Genomic DNA, 21,888 nt, shown 5'->3' with positions numbered 1-21,888 from the left:
TGACCATGTGCGATCGATCGATCACCGAAGGTCAAGCCGAGGGCAAAGTGGTCGGATTGGCGCGATTGGCACGCGGAATGCGGCGGGTGCGGCCAAGGTCACGAAAATGTATCGGGCATATCGCACATCAACCTTCACATGGGCCACACCGGTTGGCTAGCGTGCCGGAAGGCCACTCGACCACAACCGGCGAACGTCGCCGGGCCGAGCGGCCTCCGCCGATTCCGTACGCCGCGAGGCCGCCGGAGCCGGGGACCCACCGACCTTGGGGTGAATCGGTCCAACCGCCTTGTGGGGCAAGGACCGTAGGGCAACCTTCCGGAACCACCCGCCCGAACCCGACAGCTAACTCGGCAGGCGGATGACGGAAGGAGTCGCCTCTCTTGGCGTCGCACCGCAAATCGCGTCCTTCGGGTACGCGCATCGCAGGCATACGGACCCCGGCCCTCGCCACGGCGGCCCTCACCTCCGTGGCCCTGCTCTCCCAGACCGCCAACGCGGCCCCCTCGGCCGAACCCAGGCCCCGCATCGAAGAAGTCTCCAAGAAGGTCGACGACCTCTACCACCAGGCCGAGACGGCCACGAACAAGTACAACGCGACCCGGGAGAAGACCGCCGAGCAGCGCAAGCGCGTCGACACCCTGCTGGACGACGTCGCCCAGCGCACCGAGAAGCTCAACACCGCTCGCGAGGAACTGGGTTCGTTCGCCGCGGCGCAGTACCGCACCGGGGCCGCCGCGCCCGACACCGCGACCCTCCTGCTCGCGGACAACCCGCAGGACTATTTCGACCAGACCCAGTTGATGAGCCGCCTGACGTCCCGCCAGAAGGCGTCCGTCGACGACTACATCACCGAGCAGGCCGCCACCACCAAAAAGCGGGCGGAGGCCACCCGGAGCCTGGAGTCGCTGACCGCCACGCAGAAGGAACTCAAGACCTCCAAGGCCGCGGTGCAGCGGAAGCTCACCGAGGCCCGCGACCTGCTCTCGAAGCTGAACGCCGAGGACAAGGCACGGCTGGCGGCGATCGAGAAGAAGAAGCAGGAGCAGGCCGCGGCCAAGGCGGCGGAACTGGCACGGCAGCAGGCCGCCGCCGAGAAGGCCGCCCGGAAGCAGTCTTCGGGCACCTCGACCGGTTCGGCATCCGGCTCGGCGACCGGGTCCTCCGCCGGGTCGGCGACGGGATCGGCGGACACGGACTCCTCGTACACGGCGAAGGCGGCCAAGGCGCTCGCGTTCGCCCGCGCGCAGGTCGGCAAGCCGTACGTCTGGGGCGCCACCGGCCCTGACTCCTACGACTGCTCGGGCCTGACCCAGGCCGCGTGGAAGGCCGCCGGCGTCAGCCTGCCGCGTGTCACCTACGACCAGGTGAACGCCGGCACGACGGTCCCCCTCGCCGACGCCCGTCCCGGCGACCTCGTCTTCTTCTACGACGACATCAGCCACGTCGGCCTCTACATAGGCGACGGCATGATGATCCACGCGCCGAAGCCGGGAGCGTACGTCCGCGAGGAGTCGATCTACTACGGCGGCACGTCGATCATCCACAGCGTGGTGCGCCCCGGGTAGGCCGGGACCTCTCCACGGGGCGCGCTCGCGGGAGCCGAGAGGCCCGCGCGCGTGCCCCGCGCGCTCGCCCCGCCCCGCCCCTCCGCGGCCGCTCACGCACGCTCGCCCGCGACCGGTCCGGATGCCAGGCGCCGGTCCTCCGGATGCCCCGGCGCCGGTCCTCCGGACCAGGCCAAGGACGCGGGGCTCGGCCCGCCCACCCGCGTCCGCACGGCGCCGGGGCTTCCTCCGGTCTGATCCGCAGGACAGGCCCTAGCATCGGGCGCATGCCTGAAACACCGGACATGCCGGACACGTCCTCGTTCCGCACCTGGTGGGCGGGGCGGCCGCCCGCCGCGGGGGCCGCCGTCATGGCCACCGGCATCATCTCGGTCGGGCTGCACCTGACCGGCTACGAGACCCTCTCCCGGATCGCGCTGGTCCTCGCCTCGCTGGCCTGGCTCGGGCTCGCCGCGGACTTCCTCGTCCGCCTGGCGGACGACCGGGAGCAATGGACGCGGCAGGCCGGCACACCTCCCGGCCTCACCGCCGTCGCGGCGACCACCGTACTCGGCACCCGGTTCTCCCTGCTGGGATGGCAGGTGCTCGCCGAGGCCCTGCTCGCGCTGTCGGCCGTGCTCTGGCCGATCCTGCTCGTGGCCGTCGTACGGCATTGGCGGCGCCGCATGGCGGGAGGCGTCTTCCTCGTCTGCGTGGCCACACAGGGGCTCTCGGTTCTCGCCTCGACCATCGCCACCGCCGTGGGCCCGGACTGGCTCGCGCACGCCGCGATGGTGCTGTTCTGGCTCGGGATCGTCTGCTACGGAGTGTGCTTCGCGCACTTCGACCTGTGGGAGGTGAAGAAGGGGGCCGGGGACCACTGGGTGGCGGGTGGCGCGCTCGCGATCTCGGCGCTGGCCGGGGCGAAACTCGTCGCCGCGCACCATGTGAACCCGTACCTCTGGAACAACGACGACCAGGGCGTCCTGCGCGCCACGACCGCCGCGTTGCTCGTGCTCGACCTCGCCTGTTACGGCGCGCTGGCCGTCGCGGAGGTGGTGTGGCCGCGCCCGCAGTTCGACGTACGGCGCTGGGCGACCGTCTTCCCCATGGGGATGACGGCGGCTGCGGCCCTCTCGGTCGCGACCGCCCTCGACGTCTTCGGGCTCAAGGGGCCGGGACAGGTGCTCCTGTGGATCGCGGTGGCGGTGTGGCTCGTGGTGGCCGCGGGGGCCGCTCTCGCCTTCAGGTCCGCCGTGCGGGAGTGAGTGCGCCGGTCAGGTCCACAGGACGGCGATGAAGATGTTCGTCACGGTCAGCAGCCCGACCAGGCCGAAGAGGCGCTTGTCCACCGTCTCGTCGTCCCGCTTCACATAGACGAGCCCGAGGATCACGATCAGCAGGGCCAGCTTCACGCCGATCTTGACGGTGTTGACCGTGTTGCCGTCGGCCTGGTTGAGCCCGACCAGGGCGACCCCGGTCACCAGCATGGTCAGCGCGCCGTGCAGCATCGCCGGGACGAAGCGGCCGGTGCCCTTGCCCATCGCCTTCATCTGGGTGAAGAAGCCGCCGAGGAGCGCGGCGATGCCGATGATGTGCAGGCCGACGAAGAGATGGATGAGTACGCCCATGGAGCCGGAGCCTAACCGCACCCCCTGACGCCGCTCCCGACGGGGGCATCCCTTACGGGGGGCATCCCCTCCGAGGGGGCCGGCCCCTAGAAAAAGGCGGTCCGGCGGAGCGGCTTCCCCGACCTGGCGGCTCTTCCGACCGCCGCCCCCGCCGCCACTCCCCCTCCACCGGACCATCGCGTGTCACCCATAGCACCGGCATCGCGCGGACTCTCCGGAATTCGTCGCTTCGGTCAGCACCCCGCGTCGAGTCGGCGCCATACGGCCAGGAAATTGGTCACATACAGTCGCTCAGCGATCCAATTGCGATAGTTCCGTACATAGCGTTACCAACGGCGCGCTCGCAGGTTTAGCGTCCTCCACCAGGTGACCGGCTCCCCACCACCGTCCGGGCCAGGGACGGCAGTCGGACACCACCGCCGAGAAGGTCCGGCGGCGGCCCGCTCCCCCTGTGTGCGCCGCCGCCGGACGTGTCACCGCTTGACCGCACCGCAAGGGCGGTCGCACGGAAGGATGTGGGCCCTCGTGGCAGCGCACCGCAAGGCCAAACAGCGCTCGATCGGTGGAAACACGGCCCGCACGGCAGTCACCATCGCCCTCGCGGGCGCGGCGACGGCCACCGGATTCGACGGGGTCGGACACGCCGACCCCCAGCTGTCCCCGGCACAGGTGAAGGCCCGTATCGACAAGCTGTACCAGGAGGCGGAGGCGGCCACTCAGAAGTACGACGGCGCCGAGGAGAAGGCCGGCCAGGCGGAGACGAACCTGAGGAAGCTCCGCGACGAGGCGGCCCGACGCGAGGACCGGCTCAACTCCGCCCGGGAGGCGCTGGGTTCGATGGCGGCGGCGCAGTACCGCAGCGGCGGACTCGACCCCGTGGTGCAACTCGCCCTCTCCGACCACCCCGACCAGTATCTGGAGGGGGCCGCGTTCGCCGAGCGGGTCGGCACCCGGCAGTCGGCGGAGATCGCCGGGGTACGCAAACAACTCCGCGAGCTGGAGCAGTTGCGCGGAGCGGCGCACATCGAACTGGCCGCGCTCAAGTCACGGCAGACCGAACTGAAGCAGCGGAAGAAGACGATCAACGAGAAGCTCGGCGCGGCGCGCCAGTTGCTCGACCGACTCACTCCGCAGCAGCGCACCCGGTACGCGGAGCGGGGCGGCGCGAACGACCGGCAGCACGTCTCGCGCGACGCGGCCCGTGACCCCGCGCCGGTGGCGTCGTCCGGTGCCGCCGGCACGTCGGGTGCCGGCGGAGCCGGGGCGGCCGCCGCGGCGCCCAACTCCCGGGCGGCGGCGGCCGTCGCCTACGCCTACTCCAAGCTCGGCAGCCCCTACGTCTGGGGCGCCACCGGCCCCGACGCCTTCGACTGCTCCGGGCTGGCCCAGGCCGCGTACCGTTCCGCGGGCATCTCGCTGCCCCGCACGACCTATTCCCAGATCAACGCAGGACAGCGGGTCACCCTCTCCGAACTGCGCCCCGGCGACCTGGTGTTCTTCTACTCGGGAATCACCCACGTGGGCATCTACGTCGGCAACGGCCAGATGATCCACGCCCCGAACCCGTCGGCGCCCGTGCGGCTGGCCCCGATCAACGAGATGCCCTTCGCCGGGGCCGCCCGGGTCGCGTGATCGCCGGATCCGCCCGGATCAGACCAGCCGTCGCGCCGTCGCCCAGCGGGTCAGCTCGTGGCGGTTGGAGAGCTGGAGTTTGCGCAGGACCGCCGAGACGTGCGACTCGACCGTCTTGACGGAGATGAACAGCTGCTTGGCGATCTCCTTGTACGCGTACCCCCGGGCGATGAGGCGCAGGACCTCGCGTTCGCGCTGGGTGAGACGGTCCATGTCCTCGTCGACGGGCGGGGCGTCGGTGGAGGCGAAGGCGTCGAGGACGAATCCGGCGAGGCGCGGTGAGAAGACCGCGTCGCCGTCCTGGACCCGGAAGACGGAGTCCACGAGATCCGTGCCGGTGATCGTCTTGGTGACGTACCCCCGGGCGCCGCCGCGGATCACGCCGATCACGTCCTCCGCCGCGTCCGACACGGACAGCGCGAGGAAACGGACCGGCTGCTCCGCGTCGGCCATCAACGGAGCGCAGCGGCGCAGCACTTCGACGCCGCCGCCGCCGGGAAGGTGGACGTCGAGGAGGACGACCTCGGGGCGGGTGGCCGTGATGACCGTGACCGCCTGGTCGACGTCCGCGGCCTCGCCGACGACCTCGACGCCGGTCCGCCCGGTCTCGCCGATCTCGGCCTGGACCCCCGTACGGAACATGCGGTGGTCGTCGACGAGCACCACGCGCACCCGGCGACCGCCCTCGGCGCCGGCCGCGGGGGTGCCGCCCCCGGACGCGGCACCGGGGGCCTCCGCGGCCGAACCGCCGGACTTCACAGGCTCGTTCGTGTCGCTCATGACGTTTTCTCCGCCCTCTCCATCTCCAGCTCGACCTCCGTGCCGCCGTCCGGCACCGCGCGCAGCCGCGCCGTGCCGCCGTTGCGCTCCATGCGGCCGATGATCGATTCTCTGACGCCCATGCGGTCGGCGGGTATCGCGTCGAAGTCGAAGCCGGGGCCCCGGTCACGGACGGACACGAAGACCGTCCTGCCCTCGACCTCGGCGTAGACCTGTACGGCGCCGCCCTCGCCACCGTACTTGGCCGCGTTCACCATCGCTTCCCTCGCGGCCTGCATCTGTGCGGTCAGGCGGTCGTCGAGCGGGCAGTCGCCCACGACGACGACCTCGATGGGAACCCCGTGCTTGTCCTCGACCTCGGCGGCATGGCCGCGGACGGCCTCGGCGAGGGTGTCGGGCTCCTCGTCCTCGTCCTTGCCGCTGCCGTCCGGCTTGTAGAGCCAGGCCCGCAGATCGCGCTCCTGCGCGCGGGCGAGGCGCCGTACCTCGTTCGCGTTCTCCGCGTTGCGCTGGATCAGGGTCAGCGTGTGCAGCACCGAGTCGTGGACGTGGGCGGCGACTTCGGCCCGCTCCTGCGCGCGGATGCGCATCAGGCGCTCCTCGGAGAGGTCCTGGGTCATCCGGATCAGGTAGGGGCCGGCGAGCAGCGCGATGCCGACGAGGACCGCGAGCGCCGCCTGGAGCACCGAACCGAGGTGTGCGGCGGAGCCCTGGAGGACGAAGATCCCGGAGACGCCGGCAGTGACGAGCAGCACGCCCGCCGCGGACCGCAGCAGCGTGAGCGTACGGCGACGGCGGCCGACCTCCGCCCAGCGGGCCCGCCGCGCGTTGTCCGCCTGGCGCCAGACGAGGGCGACACCCGCGCCGACGAGGACCGTCGGCCACAGATACGCCTTCGTGCCGCCGCCGAGATTCACGTTGCCGACGAAGACCAGGGCCACGACGACCATGAGGAGCAGGGCGACGATCTGGCCCTTGTCCGGCTTGCGGGCCACGAGTCTGCGCCGGCCGTCGGGCGAGGTCTCGGTGGTGAACGCGGATGTACGGGCGGAGCCGACGCCGCCGACGCCGAGCGGGACGAAGAACCAGAAGGCCGCGTACAGCAGCGCGCCGAGCCCGTCCGCCATGAACAGTCCGGCGAACACCAGCCGCACCCAGACCACGGGCAGCCCTAGATGCCCGGCGAGCCCTCGCGCCACGCCCCCGAGCCAGCGTCCGTCGCTGCTTCGGTAGAGCTTGCGCGGGGGCCGCGGGTCGTCGGCGGGCATGACTACGGCTTCCGGCATGCCATCGATGTTCACACGCCCGGTGGACCGGAGCATCAGGGTGGGCCCCGAGACTCCCCTGATCTTCAGGAATCCGTGTTCGAACAGTCCCCGCTGTCTCCCCCCGGCGGATATCAGGGTTCGGCCAGGGTCATCCCGACTGCCGCCGCGCCGTCCCGCCCGTCACCATGGACGCATGACAGATCACCAGCACGCGGCGGCGGAGCCGGACCCCGGCACCGCTCCGGGTGACGAGCCGCGTGCTCACGGGGAAGGGGCCGCGGCACGGCCGGCCGGCGCCGACGCCCCCTCGTCCGGGGTGCCGCGCAGGTTCCGGCGCGACCGTCGGCAGAAGACGCTCGGCGGGGTGTGCGCTGGGCTGGGCCGGCAGTGCGACATGGACCCGGTGATCTTCCGGATCGTGCTCGCGGTGCTCGCCGCGAGCGGCGGTGTCGGCCTCATCTTCTACGGCTTCGCCTGGCTCTTCGTCCCGTACGACGACGAGGAGGAGAACGAGGTCCGCAAGCTGCTCACCGGCCGGGTCGACGGCCCCGCCCTGACCGCCGTGCTCTTCGCGCTGGTCGGCTGCGGGGTGTTCCTGTCCATGCTCAGGAACGGCAGCGTGCTGACGTTCGCCGTAGTCCTGTCCCTGCTGCTGGCGGGCGCGGGCTACTGGTCGCAGAACCGCGACGCCGCGGACCCGGACCCCCTGGCCGCGCAGGCCGCCGCCGACGCCCCGCCGGAGGCGAAGGCCCCGCCCGTCCCCGACTCCTACCCCTCCTGGTGGCGCGACCCGATCGTCAAGGACGGTTCGCACGTAGGCGGCACCGGCTACATGTGGGGGCCCACGGAGACCCGGGACCGGGATGTCGCGGCCGCGCTCGCCATCACCCGCGGCACCTCCCGCCCCGACCCGCGCGCGGAACGGGAGCGGAGACCGCGCGGACCGCGCCCCATGGGCGGCCGGATCTTCCTGCTCGCCCTTCTCGCGGGCGGCCTGACCACAGGCCTGAACTGGCACGACCGGGAGCTCGGCACCAGCCTCCAGGCCGGGCTGGCCGCCGCGCTCATCGTGTTCGGGCTGGGCATCGCCGTGAGCTCGTTCCGCGGTCGCACGGGCGCGGGAACGGTCTTCCTCGCGCTGATCACGGCCGGTCTGCTCGCGGGCTCCGCGGCCCTGCCGAAGGACATCGACACGCACTGGGTGCGGACGAACTGGACTCCCGCGACGGCGGCCGACGTGAAGACGGGCTACGACTTGGGCACGGGGGTGGGCACCCTCGACCTCAGCGGGATCGACGTCGGCCAGGGACAGACGGTGAGGACGAAGGCCGAAGTGGGTGCGGGGCGGCTGAAGGTGATCGTCCCCAAGGACGTGACCGTACGGCTGACCGTAGAGGTGGGTGTCGGGGACATCCAGCTGCCGGGTGACGACAAGAAGGACGTGGACGTGGAACCGGGCAAACACAAGAACGTGACCCTGCCGCCGGCGGCGGGCGTCAGGAAGGGCGGCACCCTTGACCTCGGCCTCCAGGTCGGCGTCGGCCAGGCGGAGGTGGCCCGTGCCTCGTCATGAGTTCCAGCCCGGAAAGCTGGTGGCGGGCCTCTTCCTGACCGCCGGGGGCATCGCCTACGCCGGAGACGCGGCCGGCTGGTGGGAGACCGAGTGGTTCGCGATCATCCCCGTCGTTGTCGTCGGCCTGTTCCTCGCGGGCGCCGTGGCCTCGGTGAACCACGCCGTCCGCAGACGCCGTGCGGGCCGGGGGCCCCGCGTGGTGTGAACCCCTGAGGCCCGTCGCCGCACCGGACGGACGTCAGTAGGCGCTCCGTTGCCTGCGCCGTCGCCCGATCAAGGCGTCCAGTGACCAGTAGGACGCCCCGGCCAGTACGAGGGGGGTCCAGCAGAACAGGTACGGGAGGTCGTTGCCGTAGTAGTACGGGTCGGAGCCCCAGCTCACCGTCAGCCACAGGCTGAGCGAGATGAGCGCGCCGCCGAGCGCGGCGAAGCGGGCCAGCAGGCCGATCAGGGTGCCGATCCCGACGGCGAGCTCACCGAACGCGATGGCGTAGCCGAAGCCGACGGGGTTCTTCAGGGACAGGTCGACGAGGGCCGGTATCGCGGAGGAGTCACGCACCGTGCGCATCATGTCGCCGATCGAACCCGAGCCGGAGGCCTTCATGAAGGCGCTGTTCGTAAGTTTGTCGAGGCCGGCGTAGATGAATGTGACGCCGAGGAAGATCCGCAGCGGCAACAAGGAGTAACGAGTGGCAGTCTCCCGCCAACTCCGTGGCTCCTCCAGATACTGGGTGTGAGTATCCGTCCGCATACCGTGAGTCATCGCTCTCCGCCACCTCTCACCCGCGTGCCGTTGACCACTCAACAGACCATACGTACGAATCCGTTCCCCCACTCAGCCCAGGGAACCTTTTTTCGAACTACCCCTCCCGAAACACCCCGGGGGACCCCACCAAACACTCTTCGCCCCCTCCGCCCCTACCCTCCCCACCCCTGGGGCTCCGCCCCAGACCCCGCTCCTCAAACGCCGGAGGGCCTGAGTTCTCCCCGGCCGAGGCTGAAATGTGCCGGAGCGGGGCTGGGGACGACCACCACGACACACCCGCACCCGGGATCCGGCGGAAGGGGACGTGCCGGTACATCAAATGCCCGCAGGCCGGACGGATCAGAACCCACCCGCACCTCGAAACCCCGATGAGATCCGTTCGGATGCGGGCGGATGCACCGGCGCGGCCCCGACCCACAACGCACCGGCACCGCGACCGCACCGCACCGCACCGCCGGGACCGGTACCGGCACCGGCACCGGCACCGGCACCGCAAAACGCCAGAGGCGAGCGACGTCAGTCCGTCACATCGATCTCGTACCGGTTCGTCTCGACCCCCGCCGCCGTAACAACCTGCACCTCGACCCGCCCCGGCTCGACATCCACCGGCACCGGCACCGTCAGCACAGCGTCCGTGGGATTGCTGAACCCCCCGGACACCGGCACCAGCGGCACATGCACATGCACGGCCCCGATCCGCACGACCATCCGCGACAGCCGGTCCGCGCCCTGCGCCCCGGGCGGCACGAACCCGGCCCCCCGGATCTCGATGTCGTCCCCGGTGCGGATGGGCGCGTCCAGATCGCCGGCCTCACGGGACCGGACCACGGAGAGGATCACCGGCCGCCCACCCTCGGCGTACTTCCCGGCGAGATAGGTCGCGGCCGACACCAGCACCAACAGGGCCAGCCCCCACGGAAGATCGGGCAGTTGCGACGGCCGCCGCGCCAGCCGCACCGCGGCGAAGACCAGAGCGACCCCGCTGATCACGACGTACTGGATGTCGGCGAAGGCGCCCCGCCCGGAGTCGTCGGTCAGCAGGTCCGCCGCCCGGGGCCGGCCCGCGCGGACCTTCTGGAGCCGCTGCCCCAGCACCCTCAGCCCGACCACCCGCCGCACCAGCACCGCGACCCCGCAGACGACGGCGACGACGGTCACGACACCGGCGGCCCTGGCGAGTTCGAGCCCGGCGATGAGCTCGTCCCGGCGGCCGTGCTCCGAGGCCGCCGCCAGCTGTGCCACCAGCACGAGCAACGCGTACACCACGAGCAGCACCCAGCCGGCCGCGACGGCCCGGGAGGTGGAGAGCCGGTTGTCCTCGCCGATGACCGGCGCGATGGCCCCGCCCCGGGCCCGGTGCAGCCGGGCCGCCCCGGTCAGCAGTCCGGCCAGGACGACCGCGGCGAGCAGCCCCGCCGTCCGCGCCGCCGTCCAGCCGGCCCCGATCGCGGTGAGCGCCTGCACGAGCAGGAGGACCACGACGGCCGCCCAGACGGTGTAGGCGGTGTACCGCCACAGGCGGCCCAGCCAGGCCTCGCCCTCCAGGCGGCCGCGTTCGGCCACGAGGTCGGCGGACTGGGTGAGCTCGTCGGACACCCACTGCCGGGACGCGGAGGCGGAGTGCGCGACACCGGCGGGCAGTCCCTGCCCGGACGCCAGCGCGTCACGCTTGGCGAGGAACGCGGCGACGGCCCGCCGGTGCCCCGTACGCGCCCCGTGCGGACAGTCCCCGCACGTGCAGCCGCCCTCGTGGGCGCCTGATCCCCCGCCCGGTTCTCCGCCGACGTCTCCGCTCAGCCCGCCGCCAGGGCCACCGCCCGGACCACCGCGCCCGGCGCCCGATCCGGCCCCCGCCCCGGCACCGTGCCCAGCACCGTGTCTCGCCTCCTGCACCGCCACGTCCACTGCCGCCTTCCCGCGCCAGAAAAAACTCCGTAGAGCCGGAATGTCACGAAACATCCGGCTGCCGCGCCCCCACCCGGCAACTCTCATGTGACGACAGCGAATTGTGCCGTACGGAGCACCGTGCGCACGCGTCAGGTCGGTTCGGCGCGGGTGAAGCGCATGCCCCCTTGTTGACCCGGCCGGGAGAATCCGTCCATGGCCGGAATCATCCGGCACGACGGAAGCCGGGCCTTCGGCGCAGCACGGTCCGCCGGACACGATCAGCTCAGAAAACCGGTCAGGCTCAGCTCAGAAGATCCGGTTCGCCGCGGCTGATGTCCTGCCACAGGGGCTGGTAGTTGATCCACGCCACCAGATCGCCGCCGAGCTGTTCGCGGGTGGCGACCGCCTGCTTGTGGTCGATGAGGACGGGGCGGCCCGCGGCCTTCGCGGTGAGCTGGACCTGGCTGGACCGCTCCATGGACAGGAACCACCAGGCAGCGGCGTCCACCGAGTCCCCGACGGTCAGCAGTCCGTGGTTGCGCAGCACCAGCGCCTTGCGGGTGCCCAGCGCGGAAGCGATCCTGCGCCCCTCCTCGGCGTCGACGGCGACTCCGGTGTAGGCGTCGTACAGAGCGTGATCCTCGTAGAAGGCACAGCTCTCCTGAGTGATCGGGTCGAGCAGGTCACCGAGGGCGGCGAGGGCGCGGCCGTGCACGGAGTGGCAGTGGGCGACGGCGACGACGTCGGGGCGGGCCGCGTGGACCTGGGAGTGCACGGTGAACGCGGCCTGGTTGACGTGATAGCGGCCCTCGATCACCTGGCCCTCCTGGTTGGCCATGACGAGATCGCTCACGGTGACGTGCTTGAACGGCATGCCGAAGGGATTGACCCAGAAGCAGTCGCTGTACTCCGGGTCGCGTGCCGTGATGTGTCCGGAGACGCCGTCCTCGAAGCCGAGCCGGCCGAACAGCCGCAGCGCGCCGGCCAGCCGCTCCTTGCGGTGCCGTCGTTCGTCGTCCGTCGACTCGTGCATCGGCGGCATGGCGAAGCGCAACTGAGCGGTGGGACGGGGCAGCGGCGGAGTGGACCCGTGCATATGTCCTCCAGCACTGGCGTGTTCGGTACGAGCGGAAGTTACCCGGGGTCAGCGCAGGAGAACAGGGGTGTTCCAGGAGAGAAAAAATCAGGACGGGAGAAAGACACAGCCAAAACCCGTCAGGAGATGTCGGGTATGAGCGCCAGACTCGCTGCCATGAACTGGGCAGCTCTCTCCGTCTGTGAACCGGCCCTCGCCGGCACCGTCGAACAGCGCTTCGGCGCGTTCACCCACCACGTCCTGGCGACCCTCCGCAAGGACGGCTCGCCGCGCACCTCCGGCATCGAGGTGCGCTTTCTCGACGGCGAGCTGTGGCTCGGCATGATGCCGGACTCCCTCAAGGCGCTCGACCTGCGCCGCGACCCGCGCTTCGCGCTCCAGGCGAACCCGGGGGCGGGCACCGACATGGGCGGCGGCGACGTACGGATCAGCGGGCGGGCGATCGAGGTGGGCGACGGCGTCCCGGCCAAGGCGGCGTACGTGAAAGAGGTGGAACCGCCGGAGCCGTTCCACCTCTTCCGCACCGAACTGACGGAGGTCACGCGGACCTGCGTGGAGGACGACACGTATCTGGTCGTCCAGGTCTGGAAGCCCGGCGCGCCGGTGCGCACGCTCAGGCGGACCTGAGGGCGGGGTCACCCCCGCCCGTCGGTCACTCCCACTCGATGGTGCCCGGGGGCTTGCTCGTCACGTCGAGGACGACGCGGTTGACGTCCGCGACCTCGTTCGTGATGCGCGTCGAGATCTTCGCGAGGACGTCGTAGGGCAGCCGCGACCAGTCGGCCGTCATGGCGTCCTCGCTGGACACCGGACGGAGCACGATCGGGTGGCCGTACGTCCGGCCGTCGCCCTGGACGCCCACGCTGCGCACGTCCGCGAGCAAAACCACCGGGCACTGCCAGATGTCCCGGTCGAGACCGGCGGCGGTGAGTTCCTCGCGGGCGATGGCGTCGGCCTGGCGGAGCAGGTCCAGACGCTCCTTGGTGACCTCGCCGACGATGCGGATACCGAGGCCGGGGCCCGGGAACGGCTGGCGCTGGACGATCTCCTCCGGCAGGCCGAGCTCCTGGCCGACCATCCGGACCTCGTCCTTGAACAACTGGCGCAGCGGCTCGACGAGCTGGAACTCCAGGTCCTCGGGAAGGCCGCCCACGTTGTGGTGGGACTTGATGTTGGCGGTGCCGGTGCCGCCGCCGGACTCGACCACGTCCGGGTAGAGCGTGCCCTGCACCAGGAACGCGACGTCCTCGCCCTCGGCGGCCTCGGCGATGATCTCCGCCTGGGCCTGCTCGAAGACGCGGATGAACTCGCGCCCGATGATCTTCCGCTTCTCCTCGGGGTCCGAGACGCCCTTGAGCGCGGTGAGGAAGCGCTCCTCCGCGTCCACGACCTTCAGCTGCACGCCGGTCGCGGCGACGAAGTCCTTCTCGACCTGCTCGGTCTCGCCCTGGCGCATCAGACCGTGGTCCACGTACACACAGGTGAGCTGGGAGCCGATGGCCTTCTGCACGAGGGCCGCGGCGACCGCCGAGTCCACTCCGCCGGACAGACCGCAGATCGCGCGCTTGGTGCCGACCTGCTCGCGGATGAGGGCGACCTGCTCGTCGATGACGTTGCCGGTCGTCCAGGACGGGGTCAGACCCGCGCCGCGGTACAGGAAGTGCTCCAGGACCTGCTGGCCGTGCGTGGAGTGCATGACCTCGGGGTGGTACTGGACGCCGTAGAGCTTCTTCTCGTCGTTCTCGAAGGCGGCGACCGGGACGACGTCCGTGGAGGCCGTGACGGTGAAGCCCTCGGGAGCAGCGGAGCAGGCGTCGCCGTGCGACATCCACACCGGCTGCTCGTCCGGGGTGCCCTCGAACAGGGTGGAGCCGGACTTCGAGACGTGCAGCGGCGTGCGGCCGTACTCGCGGGCACCGGTGTTGTCGACCGTGCCGCCGAGGGTGGTCGCCATCAGCTGGAAGCCGTAGCACATGCCGAAGACGGGGACGCCCGCCTCGAAGAGCGCGCGGTCCAGGCGCGGGGCGCCCTCCGCGTACACCGACGAGGGACCGCCGGAGAGGATGATCGCGGCCGGGTTCTTGGCGAGCATCTCCTGGACCGGCATGGTGCTCGGCACGATCTCGCTGTAGACCCGGGCCTCACGGACGCGACGGGCGATGAGCTGGGCGTACTGCGCACCGAAGTCGACGACCAGGACGGTGTCGGGGGCGGCGGGGGACGCTTCTGGCACGGTCTGCCTTCCGGCGGTGAGCAAAAGGGTGTGTACGGCCGATTCTACCGGGGGCCGCGACGGGCCCGGCGCCCACGGTGTTCCGGCGCCCGGGTCTCACCATCCGAACCTCCTTGGCCGGCGCCCCCGCGGGCGTGCATACTGCCGTCATGCTCACGCACACGATCTTCTTGTTTACCTATGGCAACCGGCCCACCGGCTGCCATGGTCGTGCCGCTTGAGCAACTGACAAGCGACTTCCCAGGCGCCCCGGGCCGACAAGGCCCGGGGCGTCTGCCGTTTCCGGGCCGTGCCGCTCCGGGGCACCTCTTCCACCGAGGAGCCCCACCATGGCCGACGTACTCGACAAGACCGGCGCCCGCACCGACGAGGCCGCCGATGTGATCACCGGTGCCCGTGAGCGCATCGACGCCCTCGACGACCGGATCATCGGTCTCGTGCAGGAACGGATGGCCGTCTCGGCCGTGATCCAGGAGGCCCGGATCACGTCCGGCGGCCGCAGGGTGAACCTCTCGCGCGAGATGGAGGTCCTCGGCCACTACCGGGACGCGCTCGGCAAGCCGGGCACCTCGCTGGCCATGACCCTGCTCGAGCTGTGCCGCGGCCGGATCTGACGACGGCACCCGGCGTACGCACGTACGCATTCGCTCTCACCCGTACGGCGCGTGACCGGGGTGCCGCGGACTTCGTTTCTTCTGGTGTCCGTGTCAGCCAGGGGCGGGCCCGAAAGAACCACGCGTGGCTTCACTGGAGCGATGAGACGTACGGATCGTGCCGTACGTCGTGGGACCTCGCTCCAGGTCTTGCGACCGGACGGCAGGGGACAGCAGCCCGGTCGCTCAAGGAAACGGTCGGCCCCGGGGACGCCCGGGGCCGACCGACGGAACCTGTCCAGGCCGTCCTCGGGTGCGCGCCCTCATGGGCCGCCGCGCGCGACCCGGCCACCCCCGTGACCAGCGGCGCACCCCCCGACGCCGCTTCGAGGCACCGGCCCGCCCTGACGCCGGTGCTGTCGGAAGAAGGGCCCTGCGGGACACGCGTCCCGCGGGGCCCTTCACCGTGCCCGGGGCACGGACTCCGTCAGGTGCGGGACACCGTGCCGCAGCCCTTCGTGGGCGACTCCAGAAGGTCACGGCTGCGGTCGTACGGGTCGACGGCCGGGCCCGTCGGCGACGCGCCGGCGGGTGCGGTCGAGTCGAACCGCGGGTGCAGGAAACCGTCGTGGACGTCGCAGGCGGAGTTGCCGATCTCCTGGGTGTAATGACCGATCGTCACTCTGCCCGGCGTGACCCGGTACTTCCCCGGGTCGAGGAACGCGACGTCGAGGACGCGGCGCACGATGGTGCGCGTCACCTCGTGCGTGTCCCCGCCGGCGGGGGACACCGGGTAGACGAAGGTGTAGTCGGCGTGGATGGCGACGGACCCGTCCTTGCCCGCCTTGAAGGTGATCCGGCCCCGCGTCTTGACCACGTGCCCGACCAGGCTCACCTCACGCGGGTCGAAGCGGCTGAAAAGGCTCAGCGGATCGTGCTTCTTGTCCGGCGCGCGCAGCATGCGGTCGACGTCGTCGATCATCCGGGGCTGCTTGGGGTCGAGGACGGCGATGGCCGCCGCGGGCCGCTCGCCGCGCAGGGTCGCCGGGTCGAGATCGGCGCCGACGAGCAGGCTCTTGGTCCCCCGCAGCGCGGTGGCCACCTGCTCCTTCGTGAGGGAGCCGACCGGGGTGGCCTTCGGGACGACGATCGCGTTCGCGCCGTCGGCCCAGCGTTCGGCGGGCGATCCGGCGAAGGGCCTTTCCCTGGTGGGCGTCCGGGAGGCCGCGGCGGAGGGCGGCGTGGTCGGTGCGGCGGTCTCGGCGGGCAGCCTGGGCCCGGCCGGGACGGCCTTGTCCGCGGAGTCGAAGAGGCCGCCGGGCAACAGGGACGGTTTCATCGCGACGACGGCCACGGCGACGGCGAGCGGGACTCCGAGCACCGCCCACACCTTGCGGCGCCGGGCGGCGCGCCCGTCCATCTCGCGCCAGGCGGGGCCCGTCTGCCGGCCCTCGGGCTGCGCGGCCTGCCGCGGCTCCTTCTTCCGGGCGGTCCGGCGGGCGGCCCGCTCCGCCTCCCGCTCGTCCTCGAGGCGCAGCCGTTCCGTCACCATGCGCGCCCGGGCGGACGGCTCCTTGGGGGCGGAACCGCGGATGTCGCGTTCACTGTCGCGCGCGAAGCGGTCCCACACATCGTCAGGAACCGTCGGCTCACCGGCTTCTCCGGGCTGCTTTTCAGACACGAGGCATATTTGTAAGCGTCTCGAACGGATGTGTGCAAGCAATACAGATGTGTGACTCAGACCACATAAGAATTACGTGAGACGCAGGACAACCATTCCCCGCATTCGCCGGTCACACCTGCTGAACCAACGGCCACACCCGCGCCCCACACGCGGAGGCCTCACCCATAAACGCCACATACGCGCCATGAGTTCGCGGCGCGCAGGACATCCGAGGTCTTCATGAAGCTTCGCCGTGCCATGGCCACTGCGGCCGCGACGGCTGTCATAGCACCGCTCGCGTTGCTGTCGGTCGCGCCGGCCGCGTTCGCGGAAGAAAGCCCGTCCCAGTCCCCGTCCCCGAGCGCGAGCGTGTCCGAGTCCGCGTCGCCGAGCCCGTCCGTGTCGGCCCCCGAGCCGGGCAACTCGGCTTCGGCCTCCGCGTCGGCCTCCGCCTCCACGTCGGCGTCCGCGCCCGCCCCGAGCGGCTCCGCGTCCACGTCCGTGTCCCCGAGCGCCTCCGCGTCGGCGTCGGAGTCCCCCGAGCCCGAGCCCTCCGAGTGCTCGGACTCCAAGGTCGACGTCTCCATCACGGGCCTGCCCGGCAAGATCGCTGCGGGCAGCGGCTGGCACAAGTTCTCCCTGAACGTCCTGAACAACTCCGACTCCGCCCTGAGCGACCTCGGCTTCTTCGCCGGCGCGTCCTCCGACAAGGGCGGCGAGGATCTCTTCCAGAGCAAGAAGGTCCAGCTCCAGGCGTACAACCCGGACGACAAGGTCTGGGAGGACGTCGACTCCGAGGGCTACGCGGTGGGTTACGTCGGCTACACCGACGAGCTGAAGCCCGACTACGAGGTCGACATCCCGCTCCGTATCAACGTGCATTCCAGCGCCCCGGTCGGCGCCGGCTTCTCCCTCGGCGCCAGCATCTACGGCGACGCCGACGCGCAGTGCACCGGCTTCGGCGAGGTCGCGTACAAGTTCCAGATCGTCTCGTCCGGCACGGACACCGACGGCACCAAGCCGCAGGGAGGCGGCAAGGTCCCGGTCTCGGACAAGCCGGCCGACAGGGGCAACACGCCGCAGGTCGACGGCAGCCTCGCCGAGACGGGTTCCAGCTCCGCCCTGCCGATGATCGGTCTCGCCGGCGGTATCGCCGTCGTCGCCGGTGCCGGCGCGCTGGTCGTCGTCCGCCGCCGCAAGTCCGGCGCGAGCGCGTAACACCACGGCACGGCCCGACTGACGCCACGTCGGTCCCGTACGAAGAGAAGGACCTGCGCTCGGAGGGGGGCGCAGGTCCTTCCTCTCGTCGTACGGGCCTTCGCCGCACCGGGGGCCGGAGTCCGGCTTCGGCCCGACGCGGCCTCGGCTACGGGGCCCCGGCCGTGACTGCCGGGATCCGCGCTACGGCTTCGGCGGCATCGCCGGCATGCCCAGGAACGGCAGCCGCAGTGCGCCGAAGGCGTCCGCGGGGACGACGGGGCGGTGCGGCTCCACCGCCTTGAGCCGCTCGTACGCCGCTCCCGGCGCCGGACGCGGATCGGCCTCGCCCTTGTTGGGCCAGAACGACATGGCCCGCTCGGCCTGCGCGGTGATGGTGAGCGACGGGTTGACGCCGAGGTTCGCGGAGACGGCGGCGCCGTCCACGACGGAGATGCCCGGGTGGCCGTGGAGCCGGTGGTAGGGGTCGATGACACCGTCCTCCGCGCCGGCGCCGATCGGGCAGCCGCCGAGGAAGTGCGCGGTGAGCGGGGTGCCCATCAGCTCACCGACGTTGCTGCCGGGGAACCCGTTGATCTCCTCGGCGAGGGCGGAGGCGGCCCGCGAAGCGGCCTTGATCTGCGCGGGGTTGGGGGCGCCGTGTCCCTGACGTGCCGTCAACAGCCCCTTGCCCGCGCCCTTCGGCTTGAGATAGGTCGTCAGGGAGTTGTCGAGCGACTGCATCACCAGCCCGATGATGGTGCGTTCGGACCAGCGGCGGTTGGAGAGCGACCGGAGCACCAGCAGCGGATGCCGGGCCGCGTTCACGAACCAGCCCGCCACCCTCGACGAGCCCTCCGCGTAGGGGACTTGGAGGATGGACATGCCGCCCATCGCGTTGGAGCCCTTGCCGTAGCGGACGGGTTCGATGTGGGTGTCCTCGTCCGGGTGGACCGAGGACGTGATGGCCACGCCCCGGGTGAAGTCCGCCTTCGTCCCGTGCGCCTTGCGGTAGCGGCGGTCGTCGGTCTGCGCGCCCACCAGCGCCTCGGAGTTGGTGCGGGTCAGCTCGCCCAGTTTCGCCGACAGATACGGCAGTTGGCCGCCCGCCTTCATCCGGTGCAGCAGTGTCTGGGTGCCGTAGGTGCCGGCCGCGAGAACGACCCGATGCGCGGTGAGCGTCCGGCCCTCCCCCTTGCGCCGGTCGTCCGTCGGGAGGGTCTGGACGGCGTAGCCGCCCCGGGAGTCGTCGGTGACGGACACGACGGTCGTCATGGGATGGACGACCGCGCCGGCCTTCTCGGCGAGGTGGAGATAGTTCTCGTTGAGGGTGTTCTTGGCGCCGTGGCGGCAGCCGGTCATGCACTCACCGCACTCGGTGCAGGCCTTGCGCGAGGGCCCGGCGCCCCCGAAGTACGGGTCGTCGACCTCCTCGCCGGGCTTCGCCCGGGCCGAGCCGTCCGCGTCCTGCCCGTCGCCGAAGAACACGCCGACCGGCGCCATGTGGAAGGTGTCGCCGACCCCCATCCGCTCCGCGGCGGCCTTGAGGTGCACGTCCGACGGGGTCATGGTCGGGTTGAGCCGCACGCCCAGCATGCGCCGGGCCTGGTCGTAGTACGGCTTCAGCTCCTCCTCCCAGTCGGTGATGTCCTTCCACTGCGGGTCCTCGAAGAACGGCTTCGGGGGTACGTAGAGGGTGTTGGCGTAGTTGAGCGAGCCGCCGCCCACGCCCGCCCCCGCGAGCACCATCACGTTGCCCAGCAGATGGATGCGCTGGATGCCGTACATGCCGAGCCGCGGGGCCCAGAGGTAGTTCTTGATGTCCCAGGAGTTCTTCGGGAGCGTCTCGCGGGTGAAGCGCCGGCCGGCTTCGAGGACACCTACGCGGTACCCCTTCTCCGTCAGCCGCAGAGCGGTGACGGAGCCGCCGAAGCCGGAGCCGACGACGATCACGTCGTAGTCGTATGCGTGGCCGGGCGTTCCCTCGTCCGGCTGTTCCTGGACAGAGCTCTCCTGTGACACGTGCCGCTCTCCTCGTCGAGAACCGGTTGGGATGCGTGGATCGTTGGCCAGGGGCCGCGAAGGGCGACAGCCCCTACCGCAGCCGGAACGCCTTCATCAGCTTCAGGCTCCGGCTCATGAACGCCGCGTACTTCTCGTCGTCCATGCCCAGGGACGGCGCCATCGGCAGCAGCCTCTGGTGGGCGACGGTCTGCGCCTCGGTGTACTTGAGGATGCCCTCGGAGCCGTGCCGCCGGCCGAGGCCGGAGTCCTTCATGCCGCCCATCGGCGACTGGACGCTGCCGTACGCGGGCGCGTACCCCTCGTTGACGTTCACGGTGCCGGTCCGCAGCCGGGCCGCGACCGCACGGCCGCGCCGCCCGTCCTTCGTCCAGACGGAGGAATTGAGGCCGTACGAGGTGGAGTTGGCGAGCTCGACGACCTCGTCCTCGGTCGTGAACCGGTAGAGCGAGACGACCGGGCCGAAGGTCTCCTCGGCGCAGACGGCCATCGGGGCCTCCACTCCGTCGAGGACGGTGGGCTCGTAGAAGTACGGGCCGATGTCGGGCCGGGCGACCCCGCCGGCGAGGACCCTGGCCCCCTTGGCGACGGCTTCGTCGACGTGCCGCGTCACGGTCTCCAGCTGCCGCTCGCCGACCAGCGAGCCCATGTCGGCCCCGTACGCGAGGGAGGTGCCGAGCCGCATGGCCCGGGTCCTGGCGGCGAACCGCTCGGCGAAGGCGTCCGCGATCGACTCGTGGACGTACAGCCGCTCGATGGAGATGCAGAGCTGGCCGGCCGAGGAGAAACAGGCGCGGACGGCACCGGCGGCGGCCTTGTCGAGATCGGCGTCCTCCAGCACCACCATGGCGTTCTTGCCGCCGAGTTCGAGGGAGACACCGACGAGACGGGCGGCGGCGCCCTGGGCGACCTCGCGGCCGGTCCGGGTCGACCCGGTGAAGGAGACATAGTCGGCGTGCCGGACGACCTCGGGTCCGACGACCGGCCCTTCCCCGATGACGACCTGGAAGACCTCGGCGGGCAGTCCGGCCTCGATCAGCAGGTCACGCGCCCACAGGGCGGTGAGGCAGGTCTCGGTGTCGGGCTTCATGACGACCGCGTTGCCCGCGACGAAGGCGGGCAGCGCGTCGCCGACCGACAGTTCGAGCGGGTAGTTCCAGGGCGCGATCTGCCCGACGACACCGCGCGGGTGGCGTAGTTCGGTGACCTTGGTGAGGGTCGGGACCGCGCCGGCGTGCCGCTTGGGACGCAGGTACGAGGGCGCCTTGCGTCCGTAGTGCCGGGCCGCGACCACGACGGCCTGGACCTCTTCATGGGCGTGCAGCCGGGCCTTGCCGGTCTCCAGCTGGATGAGGTCGAGCACCTCGGCCTGGCGGGCGAGGACGAGGTCGTGGAAGCGGAGCAGGACGGCGGCGCGCTGCCGTACCGGAGTGGCCGCCCAGGCGGTCTGGGCGGCACGGGCCCGCTCGAACGCCTTCTCGACGTCCTCCGGGGTCGACTCGGGCACGTCGGCGAGCTTCTCGCCGGTGAACGGCGTGTGGTTGGCGGTCCGCCCGGACCCGGCCACGCCCTTGGTGAGCTGCGCGACGAGCTCGGGGGTGACCACATCGGCGGCGGTACGGGCGCCTGCCGGGGCGGGAGCGAGGGGGTTGGTGCCGAGGACGGAGGCCGCGGTCTCGTCGGCGGCAGCAGCCTCGGCGGCTTCCGCGATCTCCTCGTCGGCGGCCTCATCGGCTCCCGCGGCGTCGGCGGCAGCGGCGGTCTCCGCGGTGAGGGGCGCCTCGTCGGCGTCGGACGCGGCAGGCACGGCGGGTGCATCAGCTGCGTCGGACGCGTCGGTCGCGATGTCCGTGCCGGCGGCGGACGTCAGGTCCGCGTCGGTCGCGGCGGCCACGCCTGCCGCGGTGTCGGTACCGGCCGTCTCATCGGCGCCGGTGCTTTCCGTGGCCTGCTCCGCGGCCTGCGAGTCCGTCATGAGCCGCAGAGTATGCCTCCTCGCT

General features: G+C 71.4%; 19 protein-coding genes and 1 riboswitch. Of the genes, 8 read left to right on the top strand and 11 right to left on the bottom strand.

Going from position 1 to position 21,888, the window contains the following annotated elements:
• Positions 1-206: 206 nt before the first annotated feature.
• Positions 207-376: riboswitch (cyclic di-AMP (ydaO/yuaA leader) on the top strand.
• A 7-nt stretch (positions 377-383) separates the two neighbouring features.
• Both ABZV42_RS22745 and ABZV42_RS22740 read left to right on the top strand, forming a co-directional pair.
• The gene (locus tag ABZV42_RS22745; protein WP_356053316.1) at positions 384-1,568 is read left to right on the top strand and encodes an NlpC/P60 family protein; all 1,185 of its coding nucleotides are present in this window, start codon (positions 384-386) and stop codon (positions 1,566-1,568) included.
• A gap of 266 nt (positions 1,569-1,834) precedes the next feature.
• Positions 1,835-2,815 carry a tellurite resistance/C4-dicarboxylate transporter family protein gene (locus ABZV42_RS22740; protein WP_355976071.1) on the top strand — a complete coding sequence of 327 codons (981 nt, stop codon included), beginning with the start codon at positions 1,835-1,837 and terminating at the stop codon, positions 2,813-2,815.
• 9 nt (positions 2,816-2,824) lie between these two features.
• On the opposite strand, the gene ABZV42_RS22735 is transcribed toward ABZV42_RS22740, so the two are convergent.
• The gene (locus ABZV42_RS22735; RefSeq protein WP_356053314.1) at positions 2,825-3,178 is read right to left on the bottom strand and encodes a hypothetical protein; all 354 of its coding nucleotides are present in this window, start codon (positions 3,176-3,178) and stop codon (positions 2,825-2,827) included.
• A gap of 525 nt (positions 3,179-3,703) precedes the next feature.
• On the opposite strand from ABZV42_RS22735, the gene ABZV42_RS22730 reads away from it, so the two are divergent.
• The gene (locus ABZV42_RS22730) at positions 3,704-4,810 is read left to right on the top strand and encodes an NlpC/P60 family protein (protein ID WP_356053312.1); all 1,107 of its coding nucleotides are present in this window, start codon (positions 3,704-3,706) and stop codon (positions 4,808-4,810) included.
• An 18-nt stretch (positions 4,811-4,828) separates the two neighbouring features.
• Here ABZV42_RS22730 and ABZV42_RS22725 read toward each other — a convergent pair whose 3' ends face one another.
• Both ABZV42_RS22725 and ABZV42_RS22720 read right to left on the bottom strand, forming a co-directional pair.
• The gene (locus ABZV42_RS22725) at positions 4,829-5,590 is read right to left on the bottom strand and encodes a response regulator transcription factor (RefSeq protein ID WP_355976077.1); all 762 of its coding nucleotides are present in this window, start codon (positions 5,588-5,590) and stop codon (positions 4,829-4,831) included.
• Positions 5,587-6,876 carry a PspC domain-containing protein gene (locus ABZV42_RS22720; protein ID WP_355976079.1) on the bottom strand — a complete coding sequence of 430 codons (1,290 nt, stop codon included), beginning with the start codon at positions 6,874-6,876 and terminating at the stop codon, positions 5,587-5,589. The genes ABZV42_RS22725 and ABZV42_RS22720 overlap by 4 nt, the downstream gene beginning before the upstream one ends.
• A 175-nt stretch (positions 6,877-7,051) precedes the next feature.
• Here ABZV42_RS22720 and ABZV42_RS22715 point away from each other — a divergent pair, with 175 nt between their 5' ends.
• Together ABZV42_RS22715 and ABZV42_RS22710 are read left to right on the top strand one after the other, a co-directional pair.
• Positions 7,052-8,431 (top strand): PspC domain-containing protein, encoded by a 1,380-nt coding sequence (locus tag ABZV42_RS22715; protein WP_355976080.1) that lies wholly within the window; start codon positions 7,052-7,054, stop codon positions 8,429-8,431.
• The gene (locus ABZV42_RS22710) at positions 8,418-8,636 is read left to right on the top strand and encodes a hypothetical protein (protein WP_355976082.1); all 219 of its coding nucleotides are present in this window, start codon (positions 8,418-8,420) and stop codon (positions 8,634-8,636) included. Before ABZV42_RS22715 ends, ABZV42_RS22710 begins: the two co-directional genes overlap by 14 nt.
• Before the next feature lie 33 nt (positions 8,637-8,669).
• Here ABZV42_RS22710 and ABZV42_RS22705 read toward each other — a convergent pair whose 3' ends face one another.
• The 3 genes from ABZV42_RS22705 to ABZV42_RS22695 all read right to left on the bottom strand — a co-directional run bounded on the left by ABZV42_RS22705 (position 8,670) and on the right by ABZV42_RS22695 (position 12,180).
• Complete coding sequence (locus ABZV42_RS22705) at positions 8,670-9,194, bottom strand: DoxX family protein (RefSeq protein ID WP_355976084.1); 525 nt, start codon at positions 9,192-9,194, stop codon at positions 8,670-8,672.
• A 519-nt stretch (positions 9,195-9,713) separates the two neighbouring features.
• Positions 9,714-10,994 (bottom strand): hypothetical protein, encoded by a 1,281-nt coding sequence (locus tag ABZV42_RS22700; protein WP_355976171.1) that lies wholly within the window; start codon positions 10,992-10,994, stop codon positions 9,714-9,716.
• A gap of 391 nt (positions 10,995-11,385) precedes the next feature.
• Positions 11,386-12,180 carry a class II aldolase/adducin family protein gene (locus ABZV42_RS22695; protein WP_355976086.1) on the bottom strand — a complete coding sequence of 265 codons (795 nt, stop codon included), beginning with the start codon at positions 12,178-12,180 and terminating at the stop codon, positions 11,386-11,388.
• Between the two features lie 156 nt (positions 12,181-12,336).
• Here ABZV42_RS22695 and ABZV42_RS22690 point away from each other — a divergent pair, with 156 nt between their 5' ends.
• A complete protein-coding gene (locus tag ABZV42_RS22690) occupies positions 12,337-12,807 on the top strand; it encodes a pyridoxamine 5'-phosphate oxidase family protein (protein WP_355976173.1) in 471 nt (156 codons plus the stop codon).
• A 25-nt stretch (positions 12,808-12,832) separates the two neighbouring features.
• Here ABZV42_RS22690 and guaA read toward each other — a convergent pair whose 3' ends face one another.
• A complete protein-coding gene (gene guaA / locus ABZV42_RS22685; RefSeq protein WP_355976088.1) occupies positions 12,833-14,413 on the bottom strand; it encodes a glutamine-hydrolyzing GMP synthase in 1,581 nt (526 codons plus the stop codon).
• 329 nt (positions 14,414-14,742) lie between these two features.
• Between guaA and ABZV42_RS22680 the strand changes: the two genes are divergently transcribed.
• On the top strand, positions 14,743-15,027 hold the full coding sequence (locus tag ABZV42_RS22680) for a chorismate mutase (RefSeq protein ID WP_355976090.1): 285 nt from the start codon (positions 14,743-14,745) through the stop codon (positions 15,025-15,027).
• A 466-nt stretch (positions 15,028-15,493) separates the two neighbouring features.
• Here ABZV42_RS22680 and ABZV42_RS22675 read toward each other — a convergent pair whose 3' ends face one another.
• Positions 15,494-16,687 (bottom strand): hypothetical protein, encoded by a 1,194-nt coding sequence (locus tag ABZV42_RS22675; protein WP_356053310.1) that lies wholly within the window; start codon positions 16,685-16,687, stop codon positions 15,494-15,496.
• Between the two features lie 161 nt (positions 16,688-16,848).
• The gene (locus ABZV42_RS22670; protein WP_356053308.1) at positions 16,849-17,166 is read right to left on the bottom strand and encodes a hypothetical protein; all 318 of its coding nucleotides are present in this window, start codon (positions 17,164-17,166) and stop codon (positions 16,849-16,851) included.
• Between the two features lie 4 nt (positions 17,167-17,170).
• On the opposite strand from ABZV42_RS22670, the gene ABZV42_RS22665 reads away from it, so the two are divergent.
• Positions 17,171-17,887 carry an LAETG motif-containing sortase-dependent surface protein gene (locus tag ABZV42_RS22665; protein WP_356053306.1) on the top strand — a complete coding sequence of 239 codons (717 nt, stop codon included), beginning with the start codon at positions 17,171-17,173 and terminating at the stop codon, positions 17,885-17,887.
• A gap of 183 nt (positions 17,888-18,070) precedes the next feature.
• On the opposite strand, the gene ABZV42_RS22660 is transcribed toward ABZV42_RS22665, so the two are convergent.
• Together ABZV42_RS22660 and ABZV42_RS22655 are read right to left on the bottom strand one after the other, a co-directional pair.
• The gene (locus ABZV42_RS22660; RefSeq protein ID WP_356053304.1) at positions 18,071-19,888 is read right to left on the bottom strand and encodes a GMC family oxidoreductase; all 1,818 of its coding nucleotides are present in this window, start codon (positions 19,886-19,888) and stop codon (positions 18,071-18,073) included.
• A gap of 73 nt (positions 19,889-19,961) precedes the next feature.
• Positions 19,962-21,863 (bottom strand): succinic semialdehyde dehydrogenase, encoded by a 1,902-nt coding sequence (locus tag ABZV42_RS22655; protein ID WP_356053302.1) that lies wholly within the window; start codon positions 21,861-21,863, stop codon positions 19,962-19,964.
• Positions 21,864-21,888: the final 25 nt, after the last annotated feature.

The organism is Streptomyces sp. NPDC005281 (genome assembly GCF_040607495.1).
In the GTDB taxonomy this organism is placed as follows: domain Bacteria; phylum Actinomycetota; class Actinomycetes; order Streptomycetales; family Streptomycetaceae; genus Streptomyces.
The sequence above is the reverse complement of the archived record's forward strand: the minus strand, read 5'-3'. Positions and strand labels throughout refer to the sequence as shown.